The following is a 25,392-nucleotide window of genomic DNA, read 5'->3' on the forward strand; positions in this document are numbered from 1 at the left end:
TATTCACTATTCACTATTCACTATTCACTATTCACTATTCACTATTCACTATTCACTATTCACTATTCACTATTCACTATTCACGACTTACCATTCATTAATTTTTTCTATTATATGTGTTAAATGAAGATTTTTAAAAATCTTAAGTCTTGTGTTTTTATTAATATTTAGTTTTTTATATAATTTTTGTATTAAAATATTTTATTATTGATTTTTTTTATTATCTTGCATAGGGTAAATAAATGTATTACTGTATTTTTTATTAGTTGTTAAAAATGAGTATTTAGTCATTCTTTTTTACTTTGTGGGGACTTGGTTTTAGAATGGAACAAATACGAAAAAACAAAAGAGGCTGTCTGTATAGATAGCCTCTTTTATTTTACTAGGTTGTTCACCGTCAAATAGGTTTATAATTTGGTATTTTTTAAGCGCAAGGAGTTTGCAATTACGGATACTGAGCTAAAGCTCATAGCTACTGCGGCGATCATCGGTGACAACACAATTCCAAAAACGGGGTATAAGATACCTGCTGCAATGGGGATACCAATACTGTTATACACAAAGGCAAAGAAGAGGTTTTCCTTGATGTTTTTCATCACCTTGTGACTTAGTTGAATAGCTTGTGGAATTTTGTCGATTTCTCCTTGTAAAAGGGTGATTTCTGCACTTTCAATTGCCACATCCGTTCCTGTACCCATGGCAATACCCACATTGGCTTGTGCCAGGGCAGGAGCATCATTGATTCCATCGCCAGCCATCGCCACAATTTTTCCTTCTGCTTGAAGTTTTTTGATTGCATTGAGCTTGTCTTCTGGGAGTGCTTCGGCAAGAAACTGATGAATGCCCAATTGTTTGGATACTGCTTGTGCTGTATTGTGATTGTCTCCAGTAATCATAACTACTTCAATGCCTTGCTGGTGTAGTTTTTCAATGGTCGCATAGCTCGACGCTTTTATTTTATCGTGCATCACAACATAACCGAGCACCACATTGCCCTCTGCGATGTAGGAAATTGTTTTTCCCTCTTTTTGGATGGTGGTTACTTCAGCGATCAATTCGTCGCTCAAGGAGGCTTCTAAGGATTGCATCAAGGCGGCATTTCCCAACGAAATACGTTTTTTATCCACCACACCTTGAATCCCTTTGCCCGTAACACTAGCAAATAGTTTTACTGGCGTTAGCGCCAGTTGTTTTTCTTTTGCTGCTTGGGTAAATGCCAAGGCCAAAGGGTGTTCACTATTTTGATTTAAGGAGGCAGTTAGATGCAACAAAGCGTCTGCATCATAATCCGAATGGGTAGAGACTACCTTTTCGATTGACGGTTTTCCTTCGGTAAGTGTACCTGTTTTGTCTGTAATTAAAACATTGATTTTGTTGGCTGTTTCTAAAGCCTCTGCATTTTTGATTAGAATGCCATTTTGAGCTCCTTTTCCTATTCCCACCATGATGGACATGGGGGTTGCCAATCCTAAGGCACAAGGACAAGCGATAATCAATACAGCTAAGGCATTGATAAACGCATAGGCTAAGGTTGGTTCAGGGCCTAAGAACTTCCATAAAAGAAAGGTTGCAAGGGCAATGATAATCACCGTAGGAACAAAATAAGTCGATACTTTATCTGCCAATTTCTGAATAGGTGCACGCGAGCGACTCGCATTATTAACCATGTCAATAATTTGGGATAACAAGGTGTCTTTTCCTACTTTTTCTGCTTGCATAACAAAAGAAGTATTGCTGTTTATTGTTCCAGCAACGACTTTGTCTTGCTTTGTCTTTTCCACCGGAATCGGTTCTCCAGTAATCATGGACTCATCAATGGTAGCATGTCCTTCGAGAATAATCCCATCCACTGGAATTTTTTCTCCTGGTTTAACGCGGAGTTTATCGTGTTTTAAAATGGCTTCAATGGCTACTTTTTCCTCTTCATTGTCTGCGTTAATACGCGTTGCTTCTGTTGGTGAAAGTTTGAGTAGTTCTTTGATAGCTGTGTTGGTTCTGCTGTGTGCCTTAGCTTCCATCACTTGTCCTAACATTACCAAAGTAAGTATCACTGCTACAGATTCAAAATACAAGTGAATACCGTGTTCGCCTTTAAAATCTTCTGGAAATAGGTTGGGAAAAAAGAGGGCGATTACACTAAATAGCAATCCAGCGGCTCCTCCCAATCCAATTAAGCTGAACATATTGAGATTCCACGTTTTAAAAGAAACCCAAGCACGTTGGAAAAACGTCCAACAGACGTATACTACGGGAATCGTAAAAATCAATTGGATGTAGTTGTTGAGGTGCATGGGAATAATCTTGCCTATCGGATCACCAGGTAGCATACTTCCCATGGAAAGGATGAATACAGGTAATGTAAAGAGAATGGCATATTTCAACTTGCGCAATAGATCTGTATAGGTGGTGTCTTCCGGTTCAATACTGATGGATTTCGCAACTAAGTCCATACCACATACAGGACAAGATCCAGGTTCTTCATAGGTTTTATCACCTTCACAAAGCATAGGGCAATAGTAAACGGTTTGTTCGATTTTAGTTGCTGGAATTTGTTCTAAATTCATTCCACAAACCGGACAACCTACATTGCTGTCGTATACTTTATCGCCTTCACACAACATCGGACAAAAATACTTGCCTGCTTTATCTGCCATATCGGCTGGAATTTCTTGATGAAAGTGATCGGCTTCACTCAACTCCACTGGGGGAAGCACTTCTTGAGTGCCGTCTTCTTTGGTAATCACCTCTTGTAAAATATAGTGCCCCTTTTGAAGCAGCGCTTTTTGTAGGGTTAAGGTGTCGATGTCGTGATGCAATTCAAGATGGGCTTGTTCTTGCTCTAAAGAAACTTCTGCCTGAACGCCATGAATCTCGTTTAAGGTATTTTCTACTTTGGTGCGACAACCATTGCAGGTCATTCCACTTACTTTATATACTTTTTTCATGCAATAGGGTGTTTTTTAATACACTAATTTCGGCTTTTTTTGGGATTAAACTGTTACATAATTTATAGAAAAGGTTATGTTTTTTTTGTTTACGGTTTACTTATCACCATTAACCAACCACATAAAAACAAAAAAAACTTCTTATCACAGAAGTTTTTATTTTTATTGAAAAAGTTACCACTCACAAATCACCACGTACAAATCACTATTTCGTTATTTCATTCCAAATGACGTCATCTGGGGTAGGGGCAGTGAGAGTCAATAGTTCTTTGGTTACAGGATGTGTAAACGTCAACGCACGTGCGTGAAGGTGAATTCCGCCATCGGGATTGCTTCGATCCGCACCGTATTTCAAGTCGCCTTTGATAGGGCAACCTACTGCAGCTAATTGGCAGCGAATTTGGTGATGACGTCCCGTGTGTAAATCAATTTCTAAGGCAGAATACGTTTTGAGTTGATGAAACATTCGATACGTCAATTTTGCTTTTTTGCTATTGGGTACTTCTTTGTTATGTGCTTTAGACGTGTTGTTTTTAGGGTTGCGCACTAAAAAGTGTTCCAGTGTATCCTCTACTTTAGGAGGAGCATCTTTGACAACGGCCCAATAGGTTTTTTTTGTTTCCCTATTCTTAAACGACTCATTTAAACGAGTAAGTGCTTTGGAGGTTTTGGCAAATACCACAAGTCCAGAAGTTGGACGGTCTAAGCGGTGAACTACGCCTAAATACGCGTCTCCAGGTTTGTTGTGCTTTTGCTTTAAATAGATTTTGATGCATTCGCTCAACGGCATATCTCCCGTTTGATCGCCTTGTACGAGGTCGCCCACGCGTTTGTTTACCACAATAATGTGATTGTCTTCGTGTAGGATTTGTAAATTATCGGGAGTAGTAACAACTTTCATACGGTGAATTTTAAAACAAAAATATCCTTTTAAACTGGGTTAAATCTAAAAGGATATTTTTGCGTGTATTTTTTGTGAAAAATAAAACTTAGTATTGTTCATTTTCATTTGGAAAATCAACTGATTTTACGTCATCTACATATTGAGAAACAGCTTCTTTCATCTGATCAAAGATGTTTAAGTAACGGCGTAAGAATTTAGGGTTGAATTCATGGGTTAAACCGATCATATCGTGAATAACTAATACTTGGCCATCAACACCGTTTCCTGCGCCAATTCCAATTACAGGAATCGAAATGCTTTGCGCAACTTTTTTCGCTAAACTCGCTGGAATCTTTTCTAATACAACAGCAAAACAACCGATTTCCTCTAACATCTTCGCATCGCGCATCAATTGCTCCGCTTCTTCGTCTTCTTTTGCTCTTACCGTATAGGTTCCAAATTTATAGATAGATTGAGGGGTTAATCCCAAATGTCCCATTACGGGAATACCCGCTTCTAATATGCGCTTGATTCCCTCTTTAATTTCAATACCACCTTCCATTTTTACAGCATGTGCACCACTTTCCTTCATAATTCGGATCGCAGAACGCAGGGCTTCTTTTGGATCAGATTGGTATGAACCGAAAGGTAAATCAACCACAATAAGCGCTCGATCTGCACCTCGTACTACCGATTGTGCATGGTATATCATTTGATCTAATGTAATAGGCAAGGTTGTCTCGTGTCCAGCCATAACGTTACTAGCGGAATCTCCAACTAACATAACATCAATTCCACCAGCCTCTAAAACTTTGGCCATTGAGTAATCATAACAAGTAAGCATTGATATTTTTTCTCCATTGGCTTTCATATCAATCAGCGACTTAGTTGTCACTTTTTTATAATCTTTCTTTGCTACTGACATTTGTTGTTTATTTTGTAATTCCTTGTAAAAGTAGAGTAAAAAGACTTCAAATAAAAAATTTAGCAGTAATAAATCAATTCTATTCGCAATAATTCATTATTGTAAAACTCAAAACTGTAGAGAACATCGTCTACTGCAATGTAATATGTGTGGGTCAATGGCTCAATTAGCGTGATCAATCCTTTGGCTAATTTTAGAAATACCTGTTCTGTGGTGTACTGTTCCATCAATTGATTGTCGATGATAAAACCATTTTTATTAATCATGTCCATTTTGCGCACTTTATAGGTGTGGTCGAGGTCATGGGTAATAAATTCAGCGGAGTTAAAATAGGAATTTCCCTCGTAATCTCCCAAGGCACAATCTTCTAAATTAGCCGATTCATCAAGGGGATAACCGATATAGGTGTGAATCCAATCGATATCAAAACCGTCTATGGGTTCTATTTTTTCATTTAATGCAAAGCCAAATTGACGTTTTCTGATCAATTTACTTACTTTTGATGTATCACCTTCTTTCGGCATTGCTTTTATGGCCTCCAATTGCAATTTCAACAGCGCTACTTTTTCCGTTTCATCTTGTTTATTTGCGAAGTCAATATAGAATTGAATGGCTTTTTGCGTTGTTGCGTCTTCGCTATTCCACCCCAATTCTAAGATGCGCTCCGCATATTTGCGTTGCTCACTTACATCAGAAGTAGCTTTATACGCTTGGATCAATTCACTCATCACGGGACGCTCTCCCAAGTATTGAGCAGCTATATAACCATAGCCATCATTATACGAAATGGGAACCCAAGCGTCTTTGTCGTAAGGATAAAATTCGATAGGCACAGCCGTTCCAATTAATACTGTTCCCAATACACTAGCCGTACTGCTGGGATATTCGCGCACTTTAAGTCCTGCTACGGTAGTAAAGAGGTGAGGAGAGCCGTAATATTCGTCCATTTCAATAATAGGAGCAGGCGCTTCGGGTGCATCTTCTGTATAGTATTCCTTTAGATTTTGGGTATCGACAATATAAAGCGGACTTTCATAATCGCGATCGACTTGTACCAAACGCTTGTTGATCTTTTCATAGTAAGAGAGATGAGCGTTGGAAATAAAAATTCCCGCTTTTTGCGTGGCTGCTTTGTCTTTGTAAGCTTCTGTGGGCTTTGAAGTATAAAGGGTTGGAGATTGAGCTGATGCTTGTAAGGTAAAGCATATTAGCAAGGCTTGAACGAGTGTTTTCATACGGTTGTTCTATTATTCAATATCGTTTAATTGAGGATGCAAATGTGCTGAAAAAAATAACGCTGTTCGTAAAAAAGTGAAAAGGCGAGCTGAATTTCACTATTTCTGGGGAGTAGCGATTCGTTTGTGGTTTACTGTTTAGGATTTTGTAGTGGATGCCTCGATAAAAAGAGAAAATTTTGTCAAAAGTAAATTGCCCAATAAACCAATAGGCAGTTGTTTGGGGGAGGAGGTAGATGCAGCTGTCTTCTAGATTGTATTTTTAGAATCTAGAAATTATATTGTAGATTTACTCGAGTTACAAGATGAGTTAGGCTTCAATGTCTATGATTACGGTGCAAGGAATTACGATGCGGCTATCGGTCGTTGGATGATTGTGGATCCGTTGGCGGAAGAGTTCCCAGGATGGAATCCGTACCATTATGTACACAATAATCCGATGAATCTGATTGATCCTACGGGGATGATAGGAGAAGATTGGGTTGATCATGCTACTGATAAGGGAGAAAAATTACTTACATATGATCCTTTTGTTCATAGTGAAGAAGATGCAATAGGAAGAGGATATCGAAATGTAAAAGGGGTATCAGAAACGATGTCTTACAATGGTACTTCAGGTACAGAATCGTATAACTTAAACGCCAACGGATCAGTAACAGATAATCTTAACGGTACTACTACTGATGTAGGGTTTAATGCAATTCGAACGAGTGATGGCTTTTACATCAGTGAGAATAGCCAATTAAAATCCTTTTCTACAGGTTTACAAAAGGCAGGAGATAGAATGACATATGCAGGTTTAGCTTTATCAATTACAGGTGTTGGAGCTCCACTAGGGGGGGCAATGATGAGTGTTGGTGGAGGAATGAGTTTAGTCGGTGCGGGGATTGAATCATTATTTCTAGCAGGACAAGGAGAAGAGAAAAAAGCAGCAGTAAAATTTGGTTTATCTATATTTTTTGCACGTAGTGGAAATTATGGTGTACAAGCTACAGAAAGAGCTATTGGAAAAGGTGTAAATACTTCAACTAAAACATTAATTGAAGGCATTAATATAACAACAGAAAAACAAATAGGAAGTGAAATTGAAAAATGGCTAACAAAATAAATGAAAGCTTATGATGTATATAATAATTTATTTGATTATGATCATAATAGGTTTAAGAGGGATTTTGAAAAATAAATGGCCGAAATATGAAGATGGTCCTGGTTTTTCAATAAAAACAAATTATTATTTAAGTAATTTTTTGCTGTTTGTTGTAGGAATCATTTTCTTGGTATTAAAAATAAAAAGTTACTTTTAACAGTATAAAATAGCTAGAATTAACTTTTTACTTCGCAAGAGCTTGTCTCATTTTAAAATATTAGATAGGGTATCTAGGATAAAATACAGTAAGATGTTTCCAACTTCTAAGTAATATAATCCCTACTTTATTTGTCAAAAGTTATTTTTAGAATAATAAAAAGAACTATATTTAGTCGGGTTAGTCCAATGATAAAATTGAGACGATGAAATTGTAGAAGAAACGAATTACTATCCATTTGGATTGGCTCATAGTGGGTACAACGAAAAGAATAATACGATTGGAGCGCACTATAAGTACCAATTTATTTTCGAGAACAAAGCGTAGCTTTGGACGAAGATAACGCACGTAGTGCAAAGAAAACCAAGATGAGTTAGGATTAAACGTCTATGATGTTAATTTAGATACATCAGCTCCCTATGCGCCAGAAACAACTACAGAAGTTCAATTTGTTCAACATTCTGAATCGAAGATTGATACAAATTTATCTGTACTTAATGGAAAAACAGCTCAAACAATTAGAGGGTCTGGGGCTAAACATGATGTAAAGTATCAAGCTCAAAGTCAAGGAATTCAGCCAATGGAATTTGATTCTCCATTTTTTGTGATGGGGAGTATCGCTAAATTGAGACAATCTTTTACAGGAGAGGGGGGGTAAGAAAAGATTTAACAGGAGGTTTAAAACCTTATGTTGGCCAAGCAAAAAATGAAGCAAGATTTCTAGCTCGTCAGGCTGAGCATGCAAGAAAACATCCGAATGCAGATTTTGAATTCGAAATATTGAATAGAGGAAGTGCTAAAGGGAAGTTCCCAACGCAGTTAGATATAAGGGAGCAAAGAGCATTAGATAGATTTGGCGGTCCAACTAATAAATCAAATCCAAATGGAGGAACTTCAAATGCTAAAAATCTAATGAGGAAAAAACAAAATTAAGATGAAATTAAAAGAAGGGGATTTATTTGAAATTAAAATTGCTGAAGATGTTTTAGTATATGGACAGATTGTAAGCACTTTTAAAAAGAAAGCTTTTAGTATTGTATGTTTTGTAGGCACGTATGATAGAAGACCTGAGGTGAAAGATATCATTAATAAAGAAGTTTTATTATTTGGAAATACTTTTGATGCAAAATTTTATCATGGTGATTGGGTTGTTTTTACTAATGAAAAATCTAATTTACCTAGAATAAAAATGCCGTATTACAAAATAGGAACAGACTCTATTTATGTTGAAGATTTTTTTGAAAATCGAATAAGAAAGGCAAGTAAAGAGGATATAAATAGATTGCGATATAGAAATTATATTGCTCCAATTAGATTTGAATCTGCACTAAAAGCATATTATAACTATATTGATTGGGATAATCTTTATGATGATTTATTATATAATAATCTCATTATAGACATTTAACTCCTGATTTAGTAATGAAATGATTAATATATTGTAGTGAATATTTTATTTGTCCTTAAAAAATAAACCCGCTAATCAACGACGAGCGGGTTTTGTATTTTATAAAATAGCTAGCATTAACTTTTTACTTCGCAAGAGCTTGTCTCATTTTAAAATATTAGATAGGGCATCTAGGATAAAATACAGTAAGATGTTTCCAACTTCTAAGTAATATGATCCCTACTTTATTTGTCAAAAGTTATTTTTAGAATAATAAAAAGAACTATATTTAGTCGGGTTAGTCCGATGATAAAAATGAGACGATGAAATTGTAGAAGAAACGAATTATTACCCATTTGGATTGGCTCATAGTGGGTACAACGAAAAGAATAATACGATTGCCAAGAATTATAAGTATCAATTTATTTTCGAGAACAAAGCGTAGCTTTGGACGAAGATAACGCACGTAGTGCAAAGAAAACCAAGATGAGTTAGGCTTCAATGTCTATGATTATGGTGCCCGTAATTACGATGCGGCTATCGGTCGTTGGATGAATGTGGACCCGTTGGCTGAGAAGTATCCGAATATTTCTTTGTATACTTATGTGAACAATAATCCCATCATGTTTATTGATCCTAAAGGAGAAGAAATAGATTTTTCTTGGATATATAGTAAAAATACTCAAGGAAATTATGTAAATCAAAGCTTAGTGGATGCTTTTGAATTTTTTGCTGCTTCAGATGAAGGTCGTAAGTTTTTAGCGGATTATGCTATTAAAGGACAAACAATAGGAGGCTATACTTTTAAAGAAAATGGGAAGTATCATAATAAGGGGATTAATTTATTTTTTAAAGGATTTGATAAAGTGACACATGCAGATGCATCAACAAGCTCCAAATATAATGATAAGGGGGGAATTGATACTACAATTAAATTATCTCAAAAAGGCGTGTTAGTTGAAAGATATTTAGATGATATGGGACATGAGGCATTCATACATGCATTTTTAGATGCAAAAGATTTTTATGATAATGGTAAGTTAGATTTAAGTAGTGTGGATAAATATATTGTTGATTATGTAGATAAAAAAATTGAAGAAGGTAAAATATATAAATGGGATAGAGCAAATAAGGCACAACATTTTCAAGAAAGAAATAATAATAATGTTTTATTGATGAATAACTTAATTCCTATAATGAAGGGGTATTATCAAAAGAAAGGAATTAAAATTAGTGATGAAGAGATTGTTAAAAATTCAACTAGATATATGAATTGAAATGATTGGAATAAATAATGTAATTGTGGTATTGTTAGTTTCTTTTGTATTTGGAAGCTGTATAGCTAATAAAGATAAAATGAAAAATTGGTCTATTGAGTTTAGTATTGAAAAAAAGTACACATTAGATTCTTATTATGTTAATTCTAAGGGAGAAGGAATAAGAATGGTCAGAGATGTAGATTGTAATGTACAATTGGAAAAGTATGATTATGAGAAAGAGGAAAAATTAAAAATTTATAATGCTATTTTATCATTACAAAAGAAAAATATTGATTGGGATTGCTCAAATGATAATATTAAGGATGGAGTTAATGCGAAAATTTTATTTCGTGAAGGGCAAATAGAAAGAATAATAGAATTACCATATTGTGTTATTGAACAACATAATGATGATTTTATGAATATAGTATTATTGTTTGAAAGTATAGTAAAGGATAAAAAGATAGAGGTAATATTAGAAAGCCATGTAGTACCTCCTCCTCCTTTGCCTAATTGAAACGTTACCCAATCGCGCGTTTTTTTAATCGTGCGGTAAAAATATTTATTTCAATCTATAGAACAAGGTCAACAAAACACAAAGCAACGGATATTCATACCCCTAACAACAGTTGCTGCTAAGATATTTTGTGAAGCTTGTGTACAGTTAAAACGTCTACAGCAGTATACCGTTTGGCAAGATGGTTAGCATGCAGAATCGATTTATACAAATACTTTTACAAAAGAGAAGATAAATTATATTCACCATGGTATAAATGAAGGCACGGGTTACCACATCCACGCCATCGGATAAGTTTGAGCGTATAGGTAGATGGTTAATAGTTTGTAAGGGGTTTGTAAGGGGTTTGTAAAGGGTTTGTAAGGTAAAATGGCCTAAAACCCTTGTAAATACTAACGATCCCCTTACAAACCCTTTACAACTACTTTTCTTTGTTGTTTAAAATACTGAAATACAGTTTGTTGTGTTTTATTTAATTTGAACAAGAATGGACAATAACTCCTTATTTGTCCAATATGTGTAAGAATACGGAAGGGGGTATTACAAGTTAATTTCGACTTGCTTAGGTTTGCAGTTTAACCATGTAGAACGCAGATAGCACAGAACAATCGTCCAAAAAATAGTAATGAGTAAACACATCCGCGCCATCGAATAAGGAGGTTAGAGGGTATTAAGGTAATAAACGATTAAGCTAAGACAATCTCACAAACACCGCGCGACCAGCGTAAAGGACAAATCGTGCAGATTTCGTTGCTCTTTGCTCTTTGCTCTTTGCTCGTTGCTCGTTGCTCTTTGCTCGTTGCTCTTTGCTCTTTGCTCTTTGTAAAGCAAAATTATCTTACAAATGAACAAACCGCGCAAATCGTAGCGTAGCGAAAATCGTAACGAAGTGTAGATTCATCAAACACCAAAACAAATATAATCTTGGTGAGATATATTCATCGAACACCAAAACAAATATAATCTTGGTGAGATAAACCGTGCAAACCGCGCAAAGAACAAATCGTAGCGTAGCGTAGATTCATCGAACACCAAAACAAATATAATCTTGGTGAGATATATTCATCGAACACCAAAACCAATATAAACTAGGTGAGATAAACCGTGCAAATAACAAATCGTAACGAAGTGAAAATCGTAGCGTAGCGTAGATTCATCGAACACCAAAACAATATATAATCTCGGTGAGATATAGCACATCACCCACACCTTCCACTTTTTTTTCACAATCAAGATTTTAAATTGTAGTTTTATCCCAATTAAATAAACACCCAGTGAAAAAAGGTCTTATTGTTTTTGTCGTTGTCGTTTTAGTAGCGATTCTTCAATTCAGTTATTTTATGAAAGGACAAGCGAGCCATGAAGCCGCTAGTGAAGCCATTTATTTTGTTGTCGAAAGTGTAGAGGTTTGGCCTGATAATACCTATTCGATTTACGATGCAGAAGGAAATGCTTTTAAGAGCTATACTTTTGATACGCCAGAAGTAATCAACAAAGGCGATATTATTTCCAAAGAAGCCAATTCTAGTGAACTAACCGTGTATCGATTTGATCAGGCAGGTAAAAAAGAAGTGGTTTTGAGGATAAAAGAGTAGTGAGTGGTGAGTGGAAATCGTCGCTCTTTGTTCGTTGCTCGTTGCTCTTTGCTCTTTGCTCGTCGCTCGTTGCTCTTTGCTCGTCGCTCTTTGCTCTTTGCTCGTCGCTCGTTGTAAAGCACAATTATCTTACAAATGAACAAACCGTGCAAATCGTAGCAAATCGTAGATTCATCGAACACCAAAACAAAATATAAACTAGGTGAGATAAACCGCGCAAAGAACAAACCGCGCAAACCGCGCGAAAAACAAATCGTAGCAAATCGTAGATTCATCGAACACCAAAACAAAATATAAACTAGGTGAGATAAACCGCACAGATTTCGTCGCTCTTTGCTCTTTGCTCGTTGCTCTTTGCTCGTTGCTCTTTGCTCTTTGCTCTTTGCTCTTTGCTCTTTGCTCTTTGCTCTTTGCTCTTTGCTCTTTGCTCTTTGCTCTTTGCTCGTTGTAAAGCACAATTATATTACAAATGAAGAGATTTAACAAACCGCGCAAATTACAAACCGCGCAAACCGCGCGAAAAACAAACCGCGCAAATAACAAATCGTAGCGTAGATTCATCGAACACCAAAACAATATATAAACTAGGTGAGATACACCACACAACCGACATAAAAAAAAGATGGCATTATGCCATCTTTTTTTGTATTAACAATCAGATAAGTTCACGGCCACTGCCAATCCACCTTCTGAGGTTTCTTTGTATTTATTATTCATGTCTTTGGCGGTTTCCCACATGGTGCTTACTACTTTATCCAAAGGCACTTTAGCATTTTTAGGATCCGTATCCAGCGCAAGTTCTGCTGCGTTAATGGCTTTAATTGCCCCCATAGCATTGCGTTCAATACACGGGATTTGTACCAATCCACCTATGGGATCGCATGTTAGTCCCAAGTGGTGTTCCATGGCAATTTCTGCCGCCATCATCACTTGTTCTGGACATCCACCCATTAGCTCACATAGTGCACCAGCTGCCATGGCACTAGATACGCCAATCTCAGCCTGACATCCTCCCATTGCTGCAGAAATGGTCGCCCCTTTTTTGAATATACTGCCAATTTCTCCTGCTACTAGTAAGAACTGTTTGATCTCTTTTTCGCTTGCTTTGTGGTTTTCAATTACCAAATAGTACATTAATACGGCCGGAATTACACCTGCACTACCATTCGTAGGCGCTGTAACTACACGACCCAATGAAGCATTTACCTCATTGACCGCTAGGGCAAAACAACTTACCCATTTCAAAATTTGACGGAAGTATACCTTGGTTTTGCGAATCGTTCCCAACCATTCTTGTGGATTGGTATATGGTAAATCACTTTTTAAGTTTTGATGTGAGTCATACGCACGTCTGCGGACATTTAATCCCCCAGGTAAAACTCCTTCCGTATGACAACCTATATACATACACTCCAACATTGTATGCCAAACGCGCATTAGTTCACGGTGAATTTCCTCTTCACTGCGCAGTGATTTTTCATTTTCATAAACCAATTCCGAAACCGTCATATTTTGTTCTCTACAATAGGCTAAAAGTTCGGTTGCTTTGTCAATGGGATAAGGAAAACTCGCTTTAATCTCCTCGTTCTTTTCGTTTGCTGCGCTTTCTTCTTTTACAACAAACCCACCGCCAATGGAGTAAAAGGTAGAGGTATAGGTCTCACCTGCTTGTGTTTGAACGGTGAAGGTCATCCCATTGGCGTGGAAAGGCAAGAAGTTTCTATTAAAGACAATATGAGTTTTAGGATCAAATGTAAGGAGCAATTCCGCTCCAAGGTTGATGGTTTTGGTGCTGTTTATTTCAGCAATAATACTGCTGATATTTTCTACGGGAACATATTCTGGATCAGCGCCACTCAAACCTAACATGACGGCTAGATCTGTAGCGTGTCCAACGCCAGTCAGTGAAAGCGATCCGTATAAATCTACGGTAAGCTCCTGTACTTGGTTAAATAGTTGGCGTTCTTTCAGTTCTTTTAAGAAAAGCTCTGCTGCTCTCCACGGACCTAACGTATGTGAGCTCGAAGGTCCAACGCCAATCTTGAGCATATCAAAAACAGATATACATTCCATAATGTTGCATGATTTAATCGTCACGAAGATAAGTAAAAAGTGCGGAGTCACAACGGTCGGAATTGGATTTAACGTATAGACAGATTAAAGTTTTTTGTTGGGGGTATTTCATTGAATTCTAGGTGATTTAGCATGATATAGGCCGAAAAGTCATACTATTATGATAAAAGATGGGAATAGTGATACATACGAACTGTCAGGGAAACTGACGATATCGACAGGTGAAAAGACCTTCTTTATGACAAAGTGACATTGTCTAAGGGCTGTTTTTACAAAAAATAAGTCAGAAATGGCATAGATTGTTCTTGGCACAAAGATTGACTAATAGTAAGCGAGCTTGACGCTCACAAATTGAAAAAGTAAAGTATAAAAAAATAAACGATAAACATACTATGAGTAAAATAATTGGTATTGACTTAGGAACTACGAACTCATGTGTTTCTGTAATGGAAGGGAACGAGCCAGTAGTAATTACGAATGCAGAAGGAAAAAGAACAACACCTTCAGTAGTAGCATTTGTTGAAGGAGGAGAAATTAAAGTGGGAGACCCTGCAAAACGTCAAGCAGTGACAAACCCAACAAAAACAGTAGCGTCTATCAAGAGATTTATGGGTGAGAAATTCAGCCAAATCCCTGGAGAAATTACAGCTGTACCTTACAGTGTAGTAAAAGGTGATAACGATACCCCTCGCGTTGATATTGACGGACGTTTATACACACCTCAAGAAATTTCTGCCATGACGTTACAAAAAATGAAGAAAACGGCAGAGGATTTCTTAGGACAAGAAGTAACAGAAGCTGTAATTACTGTACCAGCATACTTTAATGACGCACAACGTCAAGCAACTAAAGAGGCAGGTGAAATTGCAGGATTAAAAGTAAGACGTATTATTAACGAGCCAACAGCGGCTGCTTTAGCATACGGATTAGACAAAACTGGAAAAGATCAAAAAGTAGTAGTATACGATTTAGGAGGGGGTACATTTGATATTTCTATCCTAGAATTAGGAGACGGTGTATTCGAAGTATTATCTACAAACGGAGATACACACTTAGGTGGAGATGACTTTGACAACGTAATCATCAACTGGTTAGCAGAGGAATTCAACACAGCTGAAGGTGTAGATTTGCGCAAAGATGCTATGGCATTACAGCGTTTAAAAGAAGCAGCTGAAAAAGCAAAAGTAGAGTTGTCATCTGCTACTCAAACAGAGATTAACTTACCGTATATCACGGCTACAGCTTCAGGACCTAAACACTTAGTACAAACGTTGACAAGAGCGAAATTCGAACAATTGTCAGATGATTTAGTACGTCGTTCGATGATTCCTTGTGAAAAAGCGTTGAAAGATGCTGGATTGTCTAAATCAGATATCGATGAGGTAATCTTAGTAGGAGGTTCAACTCGTATCCCAAGAATCCAAGAAGAAGTTGAGAAATTCTTCGGTAAAAAACCACACAAAGGAGTAAATCCAGATGAGGTAGTAGCGATTGGAGCTGCGATTCAAGGTGGAGTACTAACTGGAGATGTGAAAGACGTTCTTTTATTAGACGTGACTCCACTTTCTTTAGGTATTGAAACAATGGGAGGTGTAATGACTAAATTAATTGAAGCCAACACAACAATTCCTACAAAAAAATCACAAGTATTCTCTACAGCAGCAGACAACCAACCATCAGTAGAAATCCACGTATTACAAGGAGAAAGACCGATGGCAAATGACAATAAAACAATTGGTCGTTTCCACTTAGATGGTATTCCACCAGCTCAAAGAGGGGTGCCTCAAATTGAAGTAACTTTCGATATTGATGCCAACGGAATCATCAAAGTTTCTGCTACAGATAAAGGAACTGGTAAATCACATGATATTCGAATTGAAGCTTCGTCAGGTTTGACTGAAGAAGAAATCGAAAGAATGAAAAAAGAAGCAGAAGCAAATGCTGATGCCGATAAAAAAGCTAAAGAATCAGCAGATAAAATCAACGAGGCAGATGCGATGATTTTCCAAACAGACAAGCAATTGAGCGAATTTGGAGATAAGTTATCAGCAGCGAACAAAACTGCGATTGAAGGTGCTTTAGAGGAGTTGAAAAAAGCATACGAAACAAAAGACGTAGCGACAATTACTCCAGCTTTAGACAAAATCAATGAGGCTTGGAAAGCAGCTTCTGAAGAAATGTACAAAGCACAAGCGGAGGCTCAACAAGGAGGCGCGCAAGATGCTCAACCAAACCAAGGAGCTAACCAAGGTGGGGGTGATGCTGAAGGTCCTCAAGATGTTGAGTACGAAGAAGTGAAATAAGAACCCTAAAGTTTTTATAGTTATAATTGAAGAACCGAGTCATCCAATGGCTCGGTTTTTTTATTGTATACTGTTGTGGAGTGTATCATTGGGCTACTCCACACAAGCGCGATGAAAAATAGACAAACAAAGGTCGATCTCATCCGTTGTTAAGTGAGCAAACCCCAAGCGAATACCCGTTAATTTTTTACTCTGATACAACAAGGTGGTTGGGATGTAGAGGTTGTTGAGCATACACAACGCCCGTACGCGCATGAGATTCACCGGAAACGAAAACCTAATCCAAACAGCTAAACCGCCTTCTGGTATCGAAATTTGTAGACTATCGCCAAATAAATCCCTCAATACACTACAGAAGTAATCGCGTCTCTCCTTGTATATTTTATTTACCTTTACTTGGTGTCGAAACAAAACCCCTTCTTCAATTAATTCCGTTAGCGCATGTGTGGTAAAATAGCTTTTATTTTCCATCAACAAGGCTTGGTGTTTTTCCAATTCTGGTATGATATTCTCTGGTGCTACCACAACACCCAAACTGAAGTCTGATGCAATGGATGTTCCAATTGAACTCAAGTAGATGACCATGCCTTTTGCATCGCTGCTCAATAGAGGTAGCGGAGGATTGTTGTTGTAGTGAAAATCGAAATGAGTGTCGTCTTCCAACAAGATAAAACCGTACTGCTGCGCCAACTGCAAGAGTTTTACGCGTTGCTGTATCGGGAGAGATTGCGTTGTTGGATAGTGATGATTCGCTTTGAGGTAAAAAAGGCGAATAGGCATTTGTTGACACAGCTTCTCTAAAGCGATTAGGTCTAACCCCTCTGTTTGTAATGGGATGGGGTGTAATTGGGCGCCTGTATTTTGTAAAATCGCATGACTGCCGTAATAGCCATACTCACTGATTGCAACGTGATCACCATTGTTCAACAGTAGTTTTGAACATAAGTATAAAGCCGTAGTGGAACTTGGTGTGGTTAGTATATTTGCTGGTGTAGCCTGAATATTACGCGTCAGATTGAAGTAGTTTGTCACTTGCTTTTTAAGGGCTAGTTCCGCTTTTTTGGCATAAGGATCAAAGTAGGTACTGTGTTGTTTTCGCTTGAGATTAGCACTAAAAATAGAGGCGAGTTCTTCCTGTAACCCCAAGCGTATATCTGGGGTTCCATCTGTAAAATAGTAGCGACACTGGTGTTGATCACTAGGCAAATCCAAGCGGTTATCCCTAGGGAAATCGTAGCCTGTGCTAAGGGGAAATGCATTGGAATTGCTGTGTACTACTTGCTTGGCTTGATGGACATAGGTCCCCTTGTTGGGTAGGCTGATTAACCAACCTTGTGTAATAAGTTCATCATATGCAGCAATTATTGTATTGCGATTGACCTGTAGAAGTGTTGCTAGCTTTCGCGTTCCCGGCAGTTTAGTGTCTACGGGAATAATATTGCGCTGTATTGCATTGCTAAACTGATTGGCAATTTGCATATACATAGGCGTTGCAGACGCTTTGTCTAAGTGTATCAAGCGATTGTACGGTATTTTAAACGATTGGGACATGCGCATATATAAGCTGGGAATACAAGATCAATAGGCACAAAAATAAGGATTATCAATCGATTAGCGCGCGAACTTTTAAAAGGTTTTCTATTTGAAATGAATAGCAGTATTGAGGCGTACTTCTCGCACCAAAACTCTCTTTCCAATAGAGCAAACCCGCATTGAGTTGCTTGGGACTGAGGTGACTGCTACCAAAATCAAAATAGCGTACCTGCGTTTGGTATTCCTTCAACAACGTGTAGATCAACAAATCTAAGGCTCCGTTTTTGTTGTCTTCCTCTTTTCCAGCAATGTATTGCAAGTGCACAACTTGTGGATGAATGAACAAGGTGGTTCCACCAACGAGCACCCCTTCCGCATTGTAGACGTTGACCTGCTTGATGGACTCAGGAAATGCCTGCATCAATTGGGAAATTTCCGCCACGCTGTGTACAGGGCTAGTTTGGTAGCGATCGCGTAAACGAGGCTGGAGAATGTCTCGCCAAAATGCAGTTGGCATAAGATCTTCCTTGATGGTGTATCCCTTTTTTATCCCTTTTTGTACCATGCGCTTTCGGTTGGTATTCAGCTGAATAGGAAACTCAAAATCTAATGTGGATAGCAATTGTACTGTAGGCTTACCGCCCTGCAGAGCATGACTGATAAAGGCAAGCGTATTGGTTGTCAATTTGTTGTAAATTGAAGGTATCTCATTGATTAGTAAGGTGGTTAATCCCTCTTCTTGACAATGCATTGCTATGGCTTCCACTAGGGCTAAGTATTGATGAAAGCTCAGTCTAGGCAGTTGAATGATACTGCCATAACTCAAGCCAAAGTGACTGCATAATACCTGTTCTTCCTCATGGGCAGGTAAGAGGGCAATTAGTGTAGCTCCCTCATATACTAAAAGGGAGTGATCCGTAAAACGCGCTTGGTGATAGTCCATAAAATCGCGGTGGAATAGAAAACTCCCATGCGTTGCGCGTTGGAGAAAATGATTCCATATGGCTCGATATTCAGACGTGTAACGTACAATTCTCAAATGACACTGATTTTGGGATAAAGGATGCGTGATACCACAAATATAAAATTAAAATCAGAATAGTCTGCCATAATGAGGATAGAAGAACTAAGGAGGGATAGTCGTTACTCCTTCCTCAAAAAGAGGTGTCGCGGATCGTTTTTCGAATTGTTATTTTTTGTCACAACTAAGAAGTTGATGTTGAGTTATTTACATAATATGTTTCATCGTGTGAGGCCTAGGCTACATGTAGTTGAGTTGGTGGATGCGTTTATAGCGAGCTTATAGAAAGCTAATTTGGCAATGGAGAAGGAAAAGAAAGCGCGATTTAGGTTGTATATATTGGTTGAATTGTAGTATATTTCGCTTCTAAATTAATTCAATCTAAATAAAAAGAAAAAATGAAACAAAACTACATACGTGCCCCTTTTGTTTATACTGTATTTGCGGCTCTCCTATTGACTGGTGGAAGTTATGCAAGTTCTATTGCTGAACATAGGACGAGTAGTCATGCTGTATATGCAACAGACTTACCAAGCTATAAGCCGTTGAATGCATACGGTTCTTTTGTCGTTCGCATGGATCGAAATTCACAGGTTACGGAGCAAGCATTTTTAGCAAATGTCCTTCCTTTTTTCGGATTAAACGAAAGCAATTCCTTTCAATTGATCCACACCTTTACTGATGATGTAGGTCATACGCATAAAACCTATCAGCACTACGTTGGATCTTATGCTGTTGAAGGACAAATGTTTATTGTTCACTTGGATCCAAAAGGACGCCTAACCTCAGTAAATGGAACAATTATCAATATTGAAAACAAGAAAAGTAGTTATAGCTTAAAGGCAAATGTAAACCGAAAACCAGCTATTTCGAAAGAAAAGGCGATGAATATTGCCTTTAAAGCGAATAAGATTACAAAAGCAAAAACAGCGGATTATCCGGTAGAAACGGTTTTTGTGAAAACAACCGATGAAAAGGGATTATTCGTCTTAGCACATAAAGTGCGCATTGAGGAGCTCAACGCCAACCGAATGGTAAGTAAACACGTTTTCATCGGAGTAGAGCAGGGAACGATTGTAAATGAAGTTTCATTAATAGCCCATGCAAATGTCAGAGGAAGAGGCGATGGGCACTATCGTTCGAATTTACCTTTGGAATTAAAAGAAGAGAACGGCAAGTATTTGTTGGTCGATACAGAGCGTAAGATCACAACCTATAGCGCCGAGCACACCACTAGCGAGTGGGATTTTTACGGTGGTATTGGGGAGCATATCACACATACGTCAACCAATTTTCCTCAAAATCCTAGTAATGACATTCATTGGGGATTAGCGAGAACCTTTGATTACTTTAATGAGGTACACAATCGCAAGAGCTTTGATAATAATGAGGGAGAAATTTATGCCTATTACAACCCGCTTTTCTTAGATGGTGATCCTGATTCTGGCTTTCCCGATAACGCATTTGCTGTACATTCCGTTCATGGAAATTTTTTGGTATTTGGAAGGGGATCGGGATTCTTTAATCCGCTGGTTACTTTAGATGTAGTCGGACATGAGTTTAGCCACTTAGTTGTAGGAAAAAATGGGAGAGGTGGATTAACCTACCAAGGTGAATCTGGAGCGCTTAACGAGGCTTTTGCCGATATTTTTGGTACGTCTATTGAACATTTTGCCGTAGAAGATGCTGATTGGTTAATTGGTAAAGGTATTGTCAACCTACCGGCATATAACTACATGAGAAATATGGAAAATCCCAAAAATAACCATCCAGGAAGTAGACAACCCACAACGTATAAAGGACAAAATTGGGCCAATACTAGCTTAGGTGCTCGGGACAATGGCGGTGTGCACATCAATAGTAGCGTCATGAATTATTGGTTCTATTTGCTTAGTGTGGGAGGAAGTGGTATGACTGACCCTATTGTAAATCAACAAAATACAGTGCTTATACCCGCGAAAGATTATATTGTTTCTGGAATAGGAATCCAAAAGGCAGAAAAAATAGCCTACCATACTTTGATGACACAGCTAAGTAGTAACTCACAATACGTTGATGCTGTGAATGGATCATTGACCGCAGCAATAACCCTATACGGTCAAGACTCTGAAGAGTATTTCTCCGTTTACGACGCTTGGTATGCAGTAGGATTACTCGAAAACCCAAGAGAAAATATGGGATTGGAATCGTTTGAATTAACTGAAGAGGTGTTTAGTATGTACCCCAATCCAGTAACCAATGGAGAATTAACTGTTTTAATCAAAGACGATAAGGGAATAGTAGCCTTTTACAATATGGCTGGACAAAAAGTTACGCCCAACTTTCCTGTTGAAAGAGGAGAAAATAAAATCTACATTCCTCACTTAGGTACTGCTAACTATATCGTAGTGTTCGAGAGCAAAGAGCGAAAGATTTCTGCTAAAATTGTTGTAAAATAAGGCTTGTGTACACGCAATTCACTTTTGTGGATTTGATTTTTATAAGTAAAAAAAGGTTTGAATTGAATTAAATAAATGTTTTTTTAAGCATTAAGTTGATTTGTTGTAAAATATTGTTAAATATAAATAGCGAACGTTATGTTAAATGTATATCAAGTATTTTTCACTATATTTCGAAACTGATAATATTAATTTAATCCTCTAAAAACCACTCATGAAAAAAAATTACCTATATGCTTCAACTTTATATGTAGCGTTCGCCTCATTTCTCCTTGTGGGAAATAGCGCTGTTGCAGCTGTTGACACAGGTGCTATCACTGCGTTAGAAGTGAATGCTACACAATTGCCAACGTATAAACCACTAAATGATTACGGTTCATTTGTTATGCGAATGGATAAGAAATCCTTTGTTACAGAACAAGAATTCTTAGCAAAAGCCAATACACTTTTTGGATTTAATGACACAAATACGTTTCAGTTGATAGATAGCTATGTTGATCGTTTTGGAAAAACACACAACAGCTATCAACATTTTGTAGGTCAGTATCGTGTAGATGGGCAAATGTTTATCGTTCATACAGATAAGGCGGGGAGAGTGACTTCAGTAAATGGGAATATTATCAATATTGAGAACAAAAAAAGCACCTATAGCTTGCGCGCGAATGTGAATAAGAAACCCGTTATTTCGCAGGACAAGGCAGTTAGTATTGCCTTCAAAGCGAGTAAGGTAATTGTTGCCGACAAGGTGACTGATTTTCCAGTTGAAACAGTGTTTACGCGTTCCAATAAAGACGGTGTATTTGTTTTAGCACACAAGGTACGTGTAGATGATTATTCCAATGCCAAACTCATTAGTAAAAATGTTTTTGTTGACGTTGAAAAAGGAGAAATCGTTTCAGAAATATCCCTGATAGCCCATGCTAATGTAACTGGCTCAGGAAATGGTTTCTACCGCGATAATTTACCTTTGGAATTAAATGAGGTAAACGGTAAATTCCAATTAGAAGACGAAGAACGAAAGATACGTACTTTTGATGGAACAGCTTTGAGCAATGAGTGGGACATCTATAGAGGCAATGGTGTGCTCTATGAATACGATTCGCCAACAATTGCAGAAGATCCTTCAAACGATGTGCATTGGGGATTAGCCCGTACTTATGATTACTACAAAGAAGTTCACAATAGAGCTAGTTATGATAATAGAAAAGGCGAAATAAAAGCATTCTACAATCCAGTTATCATGGATGGTGATGAATCGGGTTTTCCTAATAATGCTGTGGCAATGGGGCCTCCATTTAATGTTTTAATATTTGGTCGAGGCTCAACGAATTACAATCCGCTTACGGCTTTAGATGTTACCGGACACGAATTTACGCACTTAGTGATAAATAGTAATGGAAGAGGTGGTTTGCAATACGTTGGAGAATCAGGCGCTTTAAATGAAGGTTTTGCCGATATTTTTGGAACAGCAGTAGAACACTATACTGTAGCTGATGCTGATTGGTATATCGGAATGGGCGTGCTAAAAGATCCTTCTTTTCCTTTTATGAGAAGTATGAAAAATCCCAAAGAGGGACGACAGTACAGCAGGCAACCGCATACTTATGAAGGAGAGCATTGGGCAAATCCGAGAAATATATCGTGGGATAATGGTGGAGTACACGTTAATAGTGGTGTGATTAACTATTGGTTTTATTTAGTGAGTGAAGGTGGAAGTGGAATGACCGATCCGATCCGAAATAGTCTGGGGCAAGAACAAAAACCCGCAAAAGAGTATGTTGTTTCGGGAATTGGATTTCAAAAAGCAGAACAAATAGCCTACGAAACTTTAATGTCTCAATTAGGACCTAACTCTCAATATGCAGATGCTGTACTAGGTACATTAACCGTAGTTGAAGATTTATTTGGAGCAGATTCTGAAGAATACTTTGCGGTATACGATGCTTGGTATGGTGTTGGACTAATTGATAATCCAAGAGAAAATATGGGATTGGAAGATTTTGAACTAACGGAAGATGTATTCAGTATGTATCCGAACCCAATAACAAACGGTGAATTAACCATACTGATTAAAGATGACAAAGGGACAGTAGCCTTTTACAATATGGCTGGACAAAAAGTAACCCAAGATTTCCCTCTGGAAAAAGGAGAAAATAAAGTGTACGTTCCTCAATTGAAAACAGGAAATTACATCGTGACTTACGAGAGTACAGACAGAAAAGTATCAGAGAAGATCGTAGTAAAATAAACATAATAAAAAAACCGAAACTATTGCGTTTCGGTTTTTTTTATGTCCTATCCTTATGATTTTTGTTCTTTGTTGAAGTACACTAAGTAGTAGTACATTTGCTTTTCTTCATCCCAACCTTTTTCTACAAATTTATCTGCACTCTCTGGATTGATAAAGTCAAGCTTAATCTGAATATTCGTATCTAAATTAATCACGTTCTTAATTTTCTTACGCGCATCAGAAACCGCATTGTTTGCAATTGGAAACGAAGTGGTATCTTCAATACTATACTTCTCTCCTTTGTCTACCTTATAGTTTTTGAATTCCGAAATTAAATCTGGATTGTCAATTACTTCGTTTAAGAAGTTGCTCTCTTCAAATTCGTCATTTTTAGCGAAGTAGTTTACAGAGCGGTTCATAAACATAACTTCTTCTTTTTTGTCCTCTGCTGGTAAAACTACATCCTTTGCAAAGTCTTGACAAAATTTTAAATATTTTTTGGTCATGAATGCCTCATCTTGAAAGATATCTACACTTAGGAAGTGCTCTAACCAGTAACGGGCGTCATAACGGTTGCTGTCAATTGTAAGAATCTTGTATCCCTCTTCTTTTTTGTAGTTGAAGATAATACAACCTTTGTCTAATTTGTTTAAGTTGATTCCTTGTTGTAAAATCATCTCTAGATTAGCGCCGTTTTCTTGAAATTGCAAGAAATCTGACTTAATCTCACTCTTGAAGATCCCAATCGCATCAACTACATTGTTGTCAATAGATGTATTTGTTAAATAGGTTACATATACTTCTCCATTTTTAATGTGCGGGTGATTTGACTGCTCAAATAAGTGTCTAGTTATTTTTTGTGAGATCTCATGTGCTTTATCAGAAGAAGGCGCATTAAACAACTCTGCTGCATAATTAAACATATCGTTGAACTCTAAATCAACATCGTGAACGAATTGGAAGTAATTTTCTTCTTTCTCACGGAAAGGCTTGAAGAAATATTCTTTTAATAAAGGAGCTATTTCATCGTTTAAACTATACGGTTCATTCGATAAAAAGATAGCCTCATTTCTACTCTTATTTCCAACTCTATGAATAGATAGCGTTTCTATGTGTGCATTAAAAAGGTTGATCATAATTTATTTAAGTATGTAGTAGATCGTTGATAGATCTGTTATTTTTATAATTAAAAAAGTCTAGTAGTTATCCTCTCCATAGTCCGTATAGCTATCATCGCCTTCGAACATATCATAATCTTCCTCGTCGTAATCGTCGTCAAAATCGCCGAAGATATCGTCGTTGGATACAGGATCAGCAGAAAAAGACTTGGTTGGTATATAGTCAGGTAAGATCCCGTGAGAAAACAACAACTCAGGGTATGCTGTTCCCGGTTCTTCTTCTTCAATCGCTGCTAATTCAACGAAGAACGTCCACATATTAAGGAAGTCATACACGTATATAATTTTTGTTTGATCTTCATCTAATACGGAACCAATGGTAGTTGATCCCATTGTTCTTCCTCCCGCTGGATCATCACTCATGTCAAAAAGAGAGATCTCTTCCTCTTGTTGTGTCCAGCTATCGTCGCAAGCGTAAAAAGAAGCCGCTTCCATACCGTCAAAACCAAAGGCATTCACAATAGCATTGTGTAAATCTTCTAACGTATCGTCCTCTAAAATAGCAATGTCGCGAAAAATATCTTCCTCAGTATCAAGGATAACTCTGAATTTATAAACCATAATTT

At 37.5% G+C, this 25,392-nt stretch carries 18 protein-coding genes and 1 pseudogene; 10 read left to right on the forward strand and 9 right to left on the reverse strand.

The features are described from left to right. Positions 1-407: 407 nt before the first annotated feature. The 4 genes from HX062_RS07565 to HX062_RS07580 form a co-directional block, all read right to left on the reverse strand. Positions 408-2,945: a heavy metal translocating P-type ATPase gene (locus HX062_RS07565; protein WP_286466998.1), complete on the reverse strand. Its 2,538-nt coding sequence runs from the start codon at positions 2,943-2,945 to the stop codon at positions 408-410. A 205-nt stretch (positions 2,946-3,150) separates the two neighbouring features. Further along, positions 3,151-3,846 (reverse strand): RluA family pseudouridine synthase, encoded by a 696-nt coding sequence (locus HX062_RS07570; RefSeq protein WP_182628013.1) that lies wholly within the window; start codon positions 3,844-3,846, stop codon positions 3,151-3,153. A gap of 88 nt (positions 3,847-3,934) precedes the next feature. Further along, positions 3,935-4,753 carry a 3-methyl-2-oxobutanoate hydroxymethyltransferase gene (gene panB / locus HX062_RS07575; RefSeq protein WP_286467000.1) on the reverse strand — a complete coding sequence of 273 codons (819 nt, stop codon included), beginning with the start codon at positions 4,751-4,753 and terminating at the stop codon, positions 3,935-3,937. Between the two features lie 59 nt (positions 4,754-4,812). Further along, positions 4,813-5,988 (reverse strand): SH3 domain-containing protein, encoded by a 1,176-nt coding sequence (locus tag HX062_RS07580; protein ID WP_286467002.1) that lies wholly within the window; start codon positions 5,986-5,988, stop codon positions 4,813-4,815. 358 nt (positions 5,989-6,346) lie between these two features. Between HX062_RS07580 and HX062_RS07585 the strand changes: the two genes are divergently transcribed. The 7 genes and pseudogenes from HX062_RS07585 to HX062_RS07615 all read left to right on the forward strand — a co-directional run bounded on the left by HX062_RS07585 (position 6,347) and on the right by HX062_RS07615 (position 12,050). Next, the gene (locus HX062_RS07585) at positions 6,347-7,096 is read left to right on the forward strand and encodes an RHS repeat-associated core domain-containing protein (RefSeq protein WP_502888501.1); all 750 of its coding nucleotides are present in this window, start codon (positions 6,347-6,349) and stop codon (positions 7,094-7,096) included. Positions 7,097-8,072: 976 nt separating this feature from the next. After that, positions 8,073-8,225 (forward strand): hypothetical protein, encoded by a 153-nt coding sequence (locus HX062_RS07590; protein WP_286467003.1) that lies wholly within the window; start codon positions 8,073-8,075, stop codon positions 8,223-8,225. 1 nt (position 8,226) lies between these two features. Beyond that, positions 8,227-8,700, forward strand: coding sequence for a hypothetical protein (locus tag HX062_RS07595; RefSeq protein ID WP_286467004.1), 474 nt, complete (start codon positions 8,227-8,229; stop codon positions 8,698-8,700). A gap of 515 nt (positions 8,701-9,215) precedes the next feature. Then, a pseudogene (locus HX062_RS07600) lies at positions 9,216-9,263 on the forward strand (hypothetical protein); the annotation flags it as partial. Positions 9,264-9,302: 39 nt separating this feature from the next. After that, the gene (locus HX062_RS07605) at positions 9,303-9,956 is read left to right on the forward strand and encodes a hypothetical protein (RefSeq protein ID WP_286467005.1); all 654 of its coding nucleotides are present in this window, start codon (positions 9,303-9,305) and stop codon (positions 9,954-9,956) included. A gap of 1 nt (position 9,957) precedes the next feature. Continuing rightward, positions 9,958-10,455: a hypothetical protein gene (locus HX062_RS07610; protein WP_286467006.1), complete on the forward strand. Its 498-nt coding sequence runs from the start codon at positions 9,958-9,960 to the stop codon at positions 10,453-10,455. Positions 10,456-11,729: 1,274 nt separating this feature from the next. After that, positions 11,730-12,050, forward strand: coding sequence for a hypothetical protein (locus HX062_RS07615; RefSeq protein WP_286467007.1), 321 nt, complete (start codon positions 11,730-11,732; stop codon positions 12,048-12,050). A 648-nt stretch (positions 12,051-12,698) separates the two neighbouring features. Here the strand turns inward: HX062_RS07615 and HX062_RS07620 are convergent. After that, entirely contained in the window at positions 12,699-14,123 is a 1,425-nt protein-coding gene (locus HX062_RS07620; RefSeq protein WP_182628033.1) for an L-serine ammonia-lyase, read from the reverse strand. Between the two features lie 392 nt (positions 14,124-14,515). On the opposite strand from HX062_RS07620, the gene dnaK reads away from it, so the two are divergent. Beyond that, positions 14,516-16,426 carry a molecular chaperone DnaK gene (gene dnaK / locus HX062_RS07625; RefSeq protein ID WP_182628035.1) on the forward strand — a complete coding sequence of 637 codons (1,911 nt, stop codon included), beginning with the start codon at positions 14,516-14,518 and terminating at the stop codon, positions 16,424-16,426. A gap of 93 nt (positions 16,427-16,519) precedes the next feature. Here the strand turns inward: dnaK and HX062_RS07630 are convergent, their stop codons facing one another. Beyond that, positions 16,520-17,983 (reverse strand): aminotransferase-like domain-containing protein, encoded by a 1,464-nt coding sequence (locus HX062_RS07630; RefSeq protein ID WP_286467008.1) that lies wholly within the window; start codon positions 17,981-17,983, stop codon positions 16,520-16,522. Between the two features lie 46 nt (positions 17,984-18,029). After that, the gene (locus HX062_RS07635; protein WP_286467009.1) at positions 18,030-18,998 is read right to left on the reverse strand and encodes a GNAT family N-acetyltransferase; all 969 of its coding nucleotides are present in this window, start codon (positions 18,996-18,998) and stop codon (positions 18,030-18,032) included. Positions 18,999-19,378: 380 nt separating this feature from the next. On the opposite strand from HX062_RS07635, the gene HX062_RS07640 reads away from it, so the two are divergent. Both HX062_RS07640 and HX062_RS07645 read left to right on the forward strand, forming a co-directional pair. Continuing rightward, the gene (locus tag HX062_RS07640) at positions 19,379-21,418 is read left to right on the forward strand and encodes a M4 family metallopeptidase (protein ID WP_286467010.1); all 2,040 of its coding nucleotides are present in this window, start codon (positions 19,379-19,381) and stop codon (positions 21,416-21,418) included. 214 nt (positions 21,419-21,632) lie between these two features. Further along, entirely contained in the window at positions 21,633-23,666 is a 2,034-nt protein-coding gene (locus tag HX062_RS07645; protein ID WP_286467011.1) for a M4 family metallopeptidase, read from the forward strand. 53 nt (positions 23,667-23,719) lie between these two features. Here the strand turns inward: HX062_RS07645 and HX062_RS07650 are convergent, their stop codons facing one another. Further along, complete coding sequence (locus HX062_RS07650) at positions 23,720-24,784, reverse strand: nucleoid-associated protein (protein WP_182628041.1); 1,065 nt, start codon at positions 24,782-24,784, stop codon at positions 23,720-23,722. Between the two features lie 60 nt (positions 24,785-24,844). Continuing rightward, entirely contained in the window at positions 24,845-25,387 is a 543-nt protein-coding gene (locus HX062_RS07655) for an IS1096 element passenger TnpR family protein (RefSeq protein ID WP_182628043.1), read from the reverse strand. Between the last annotated feature and the right edge of the window lie 5 nt (positions 25,388-25,392).

This window comes from Myroides sp. DF42-4-2, assembly GCF_030326445.1.
GTDB lineage: Bacteria > Bacteroidota > Bacteroidia > Flavobacteriales > Flavobacteriaceae > Flavobacterium.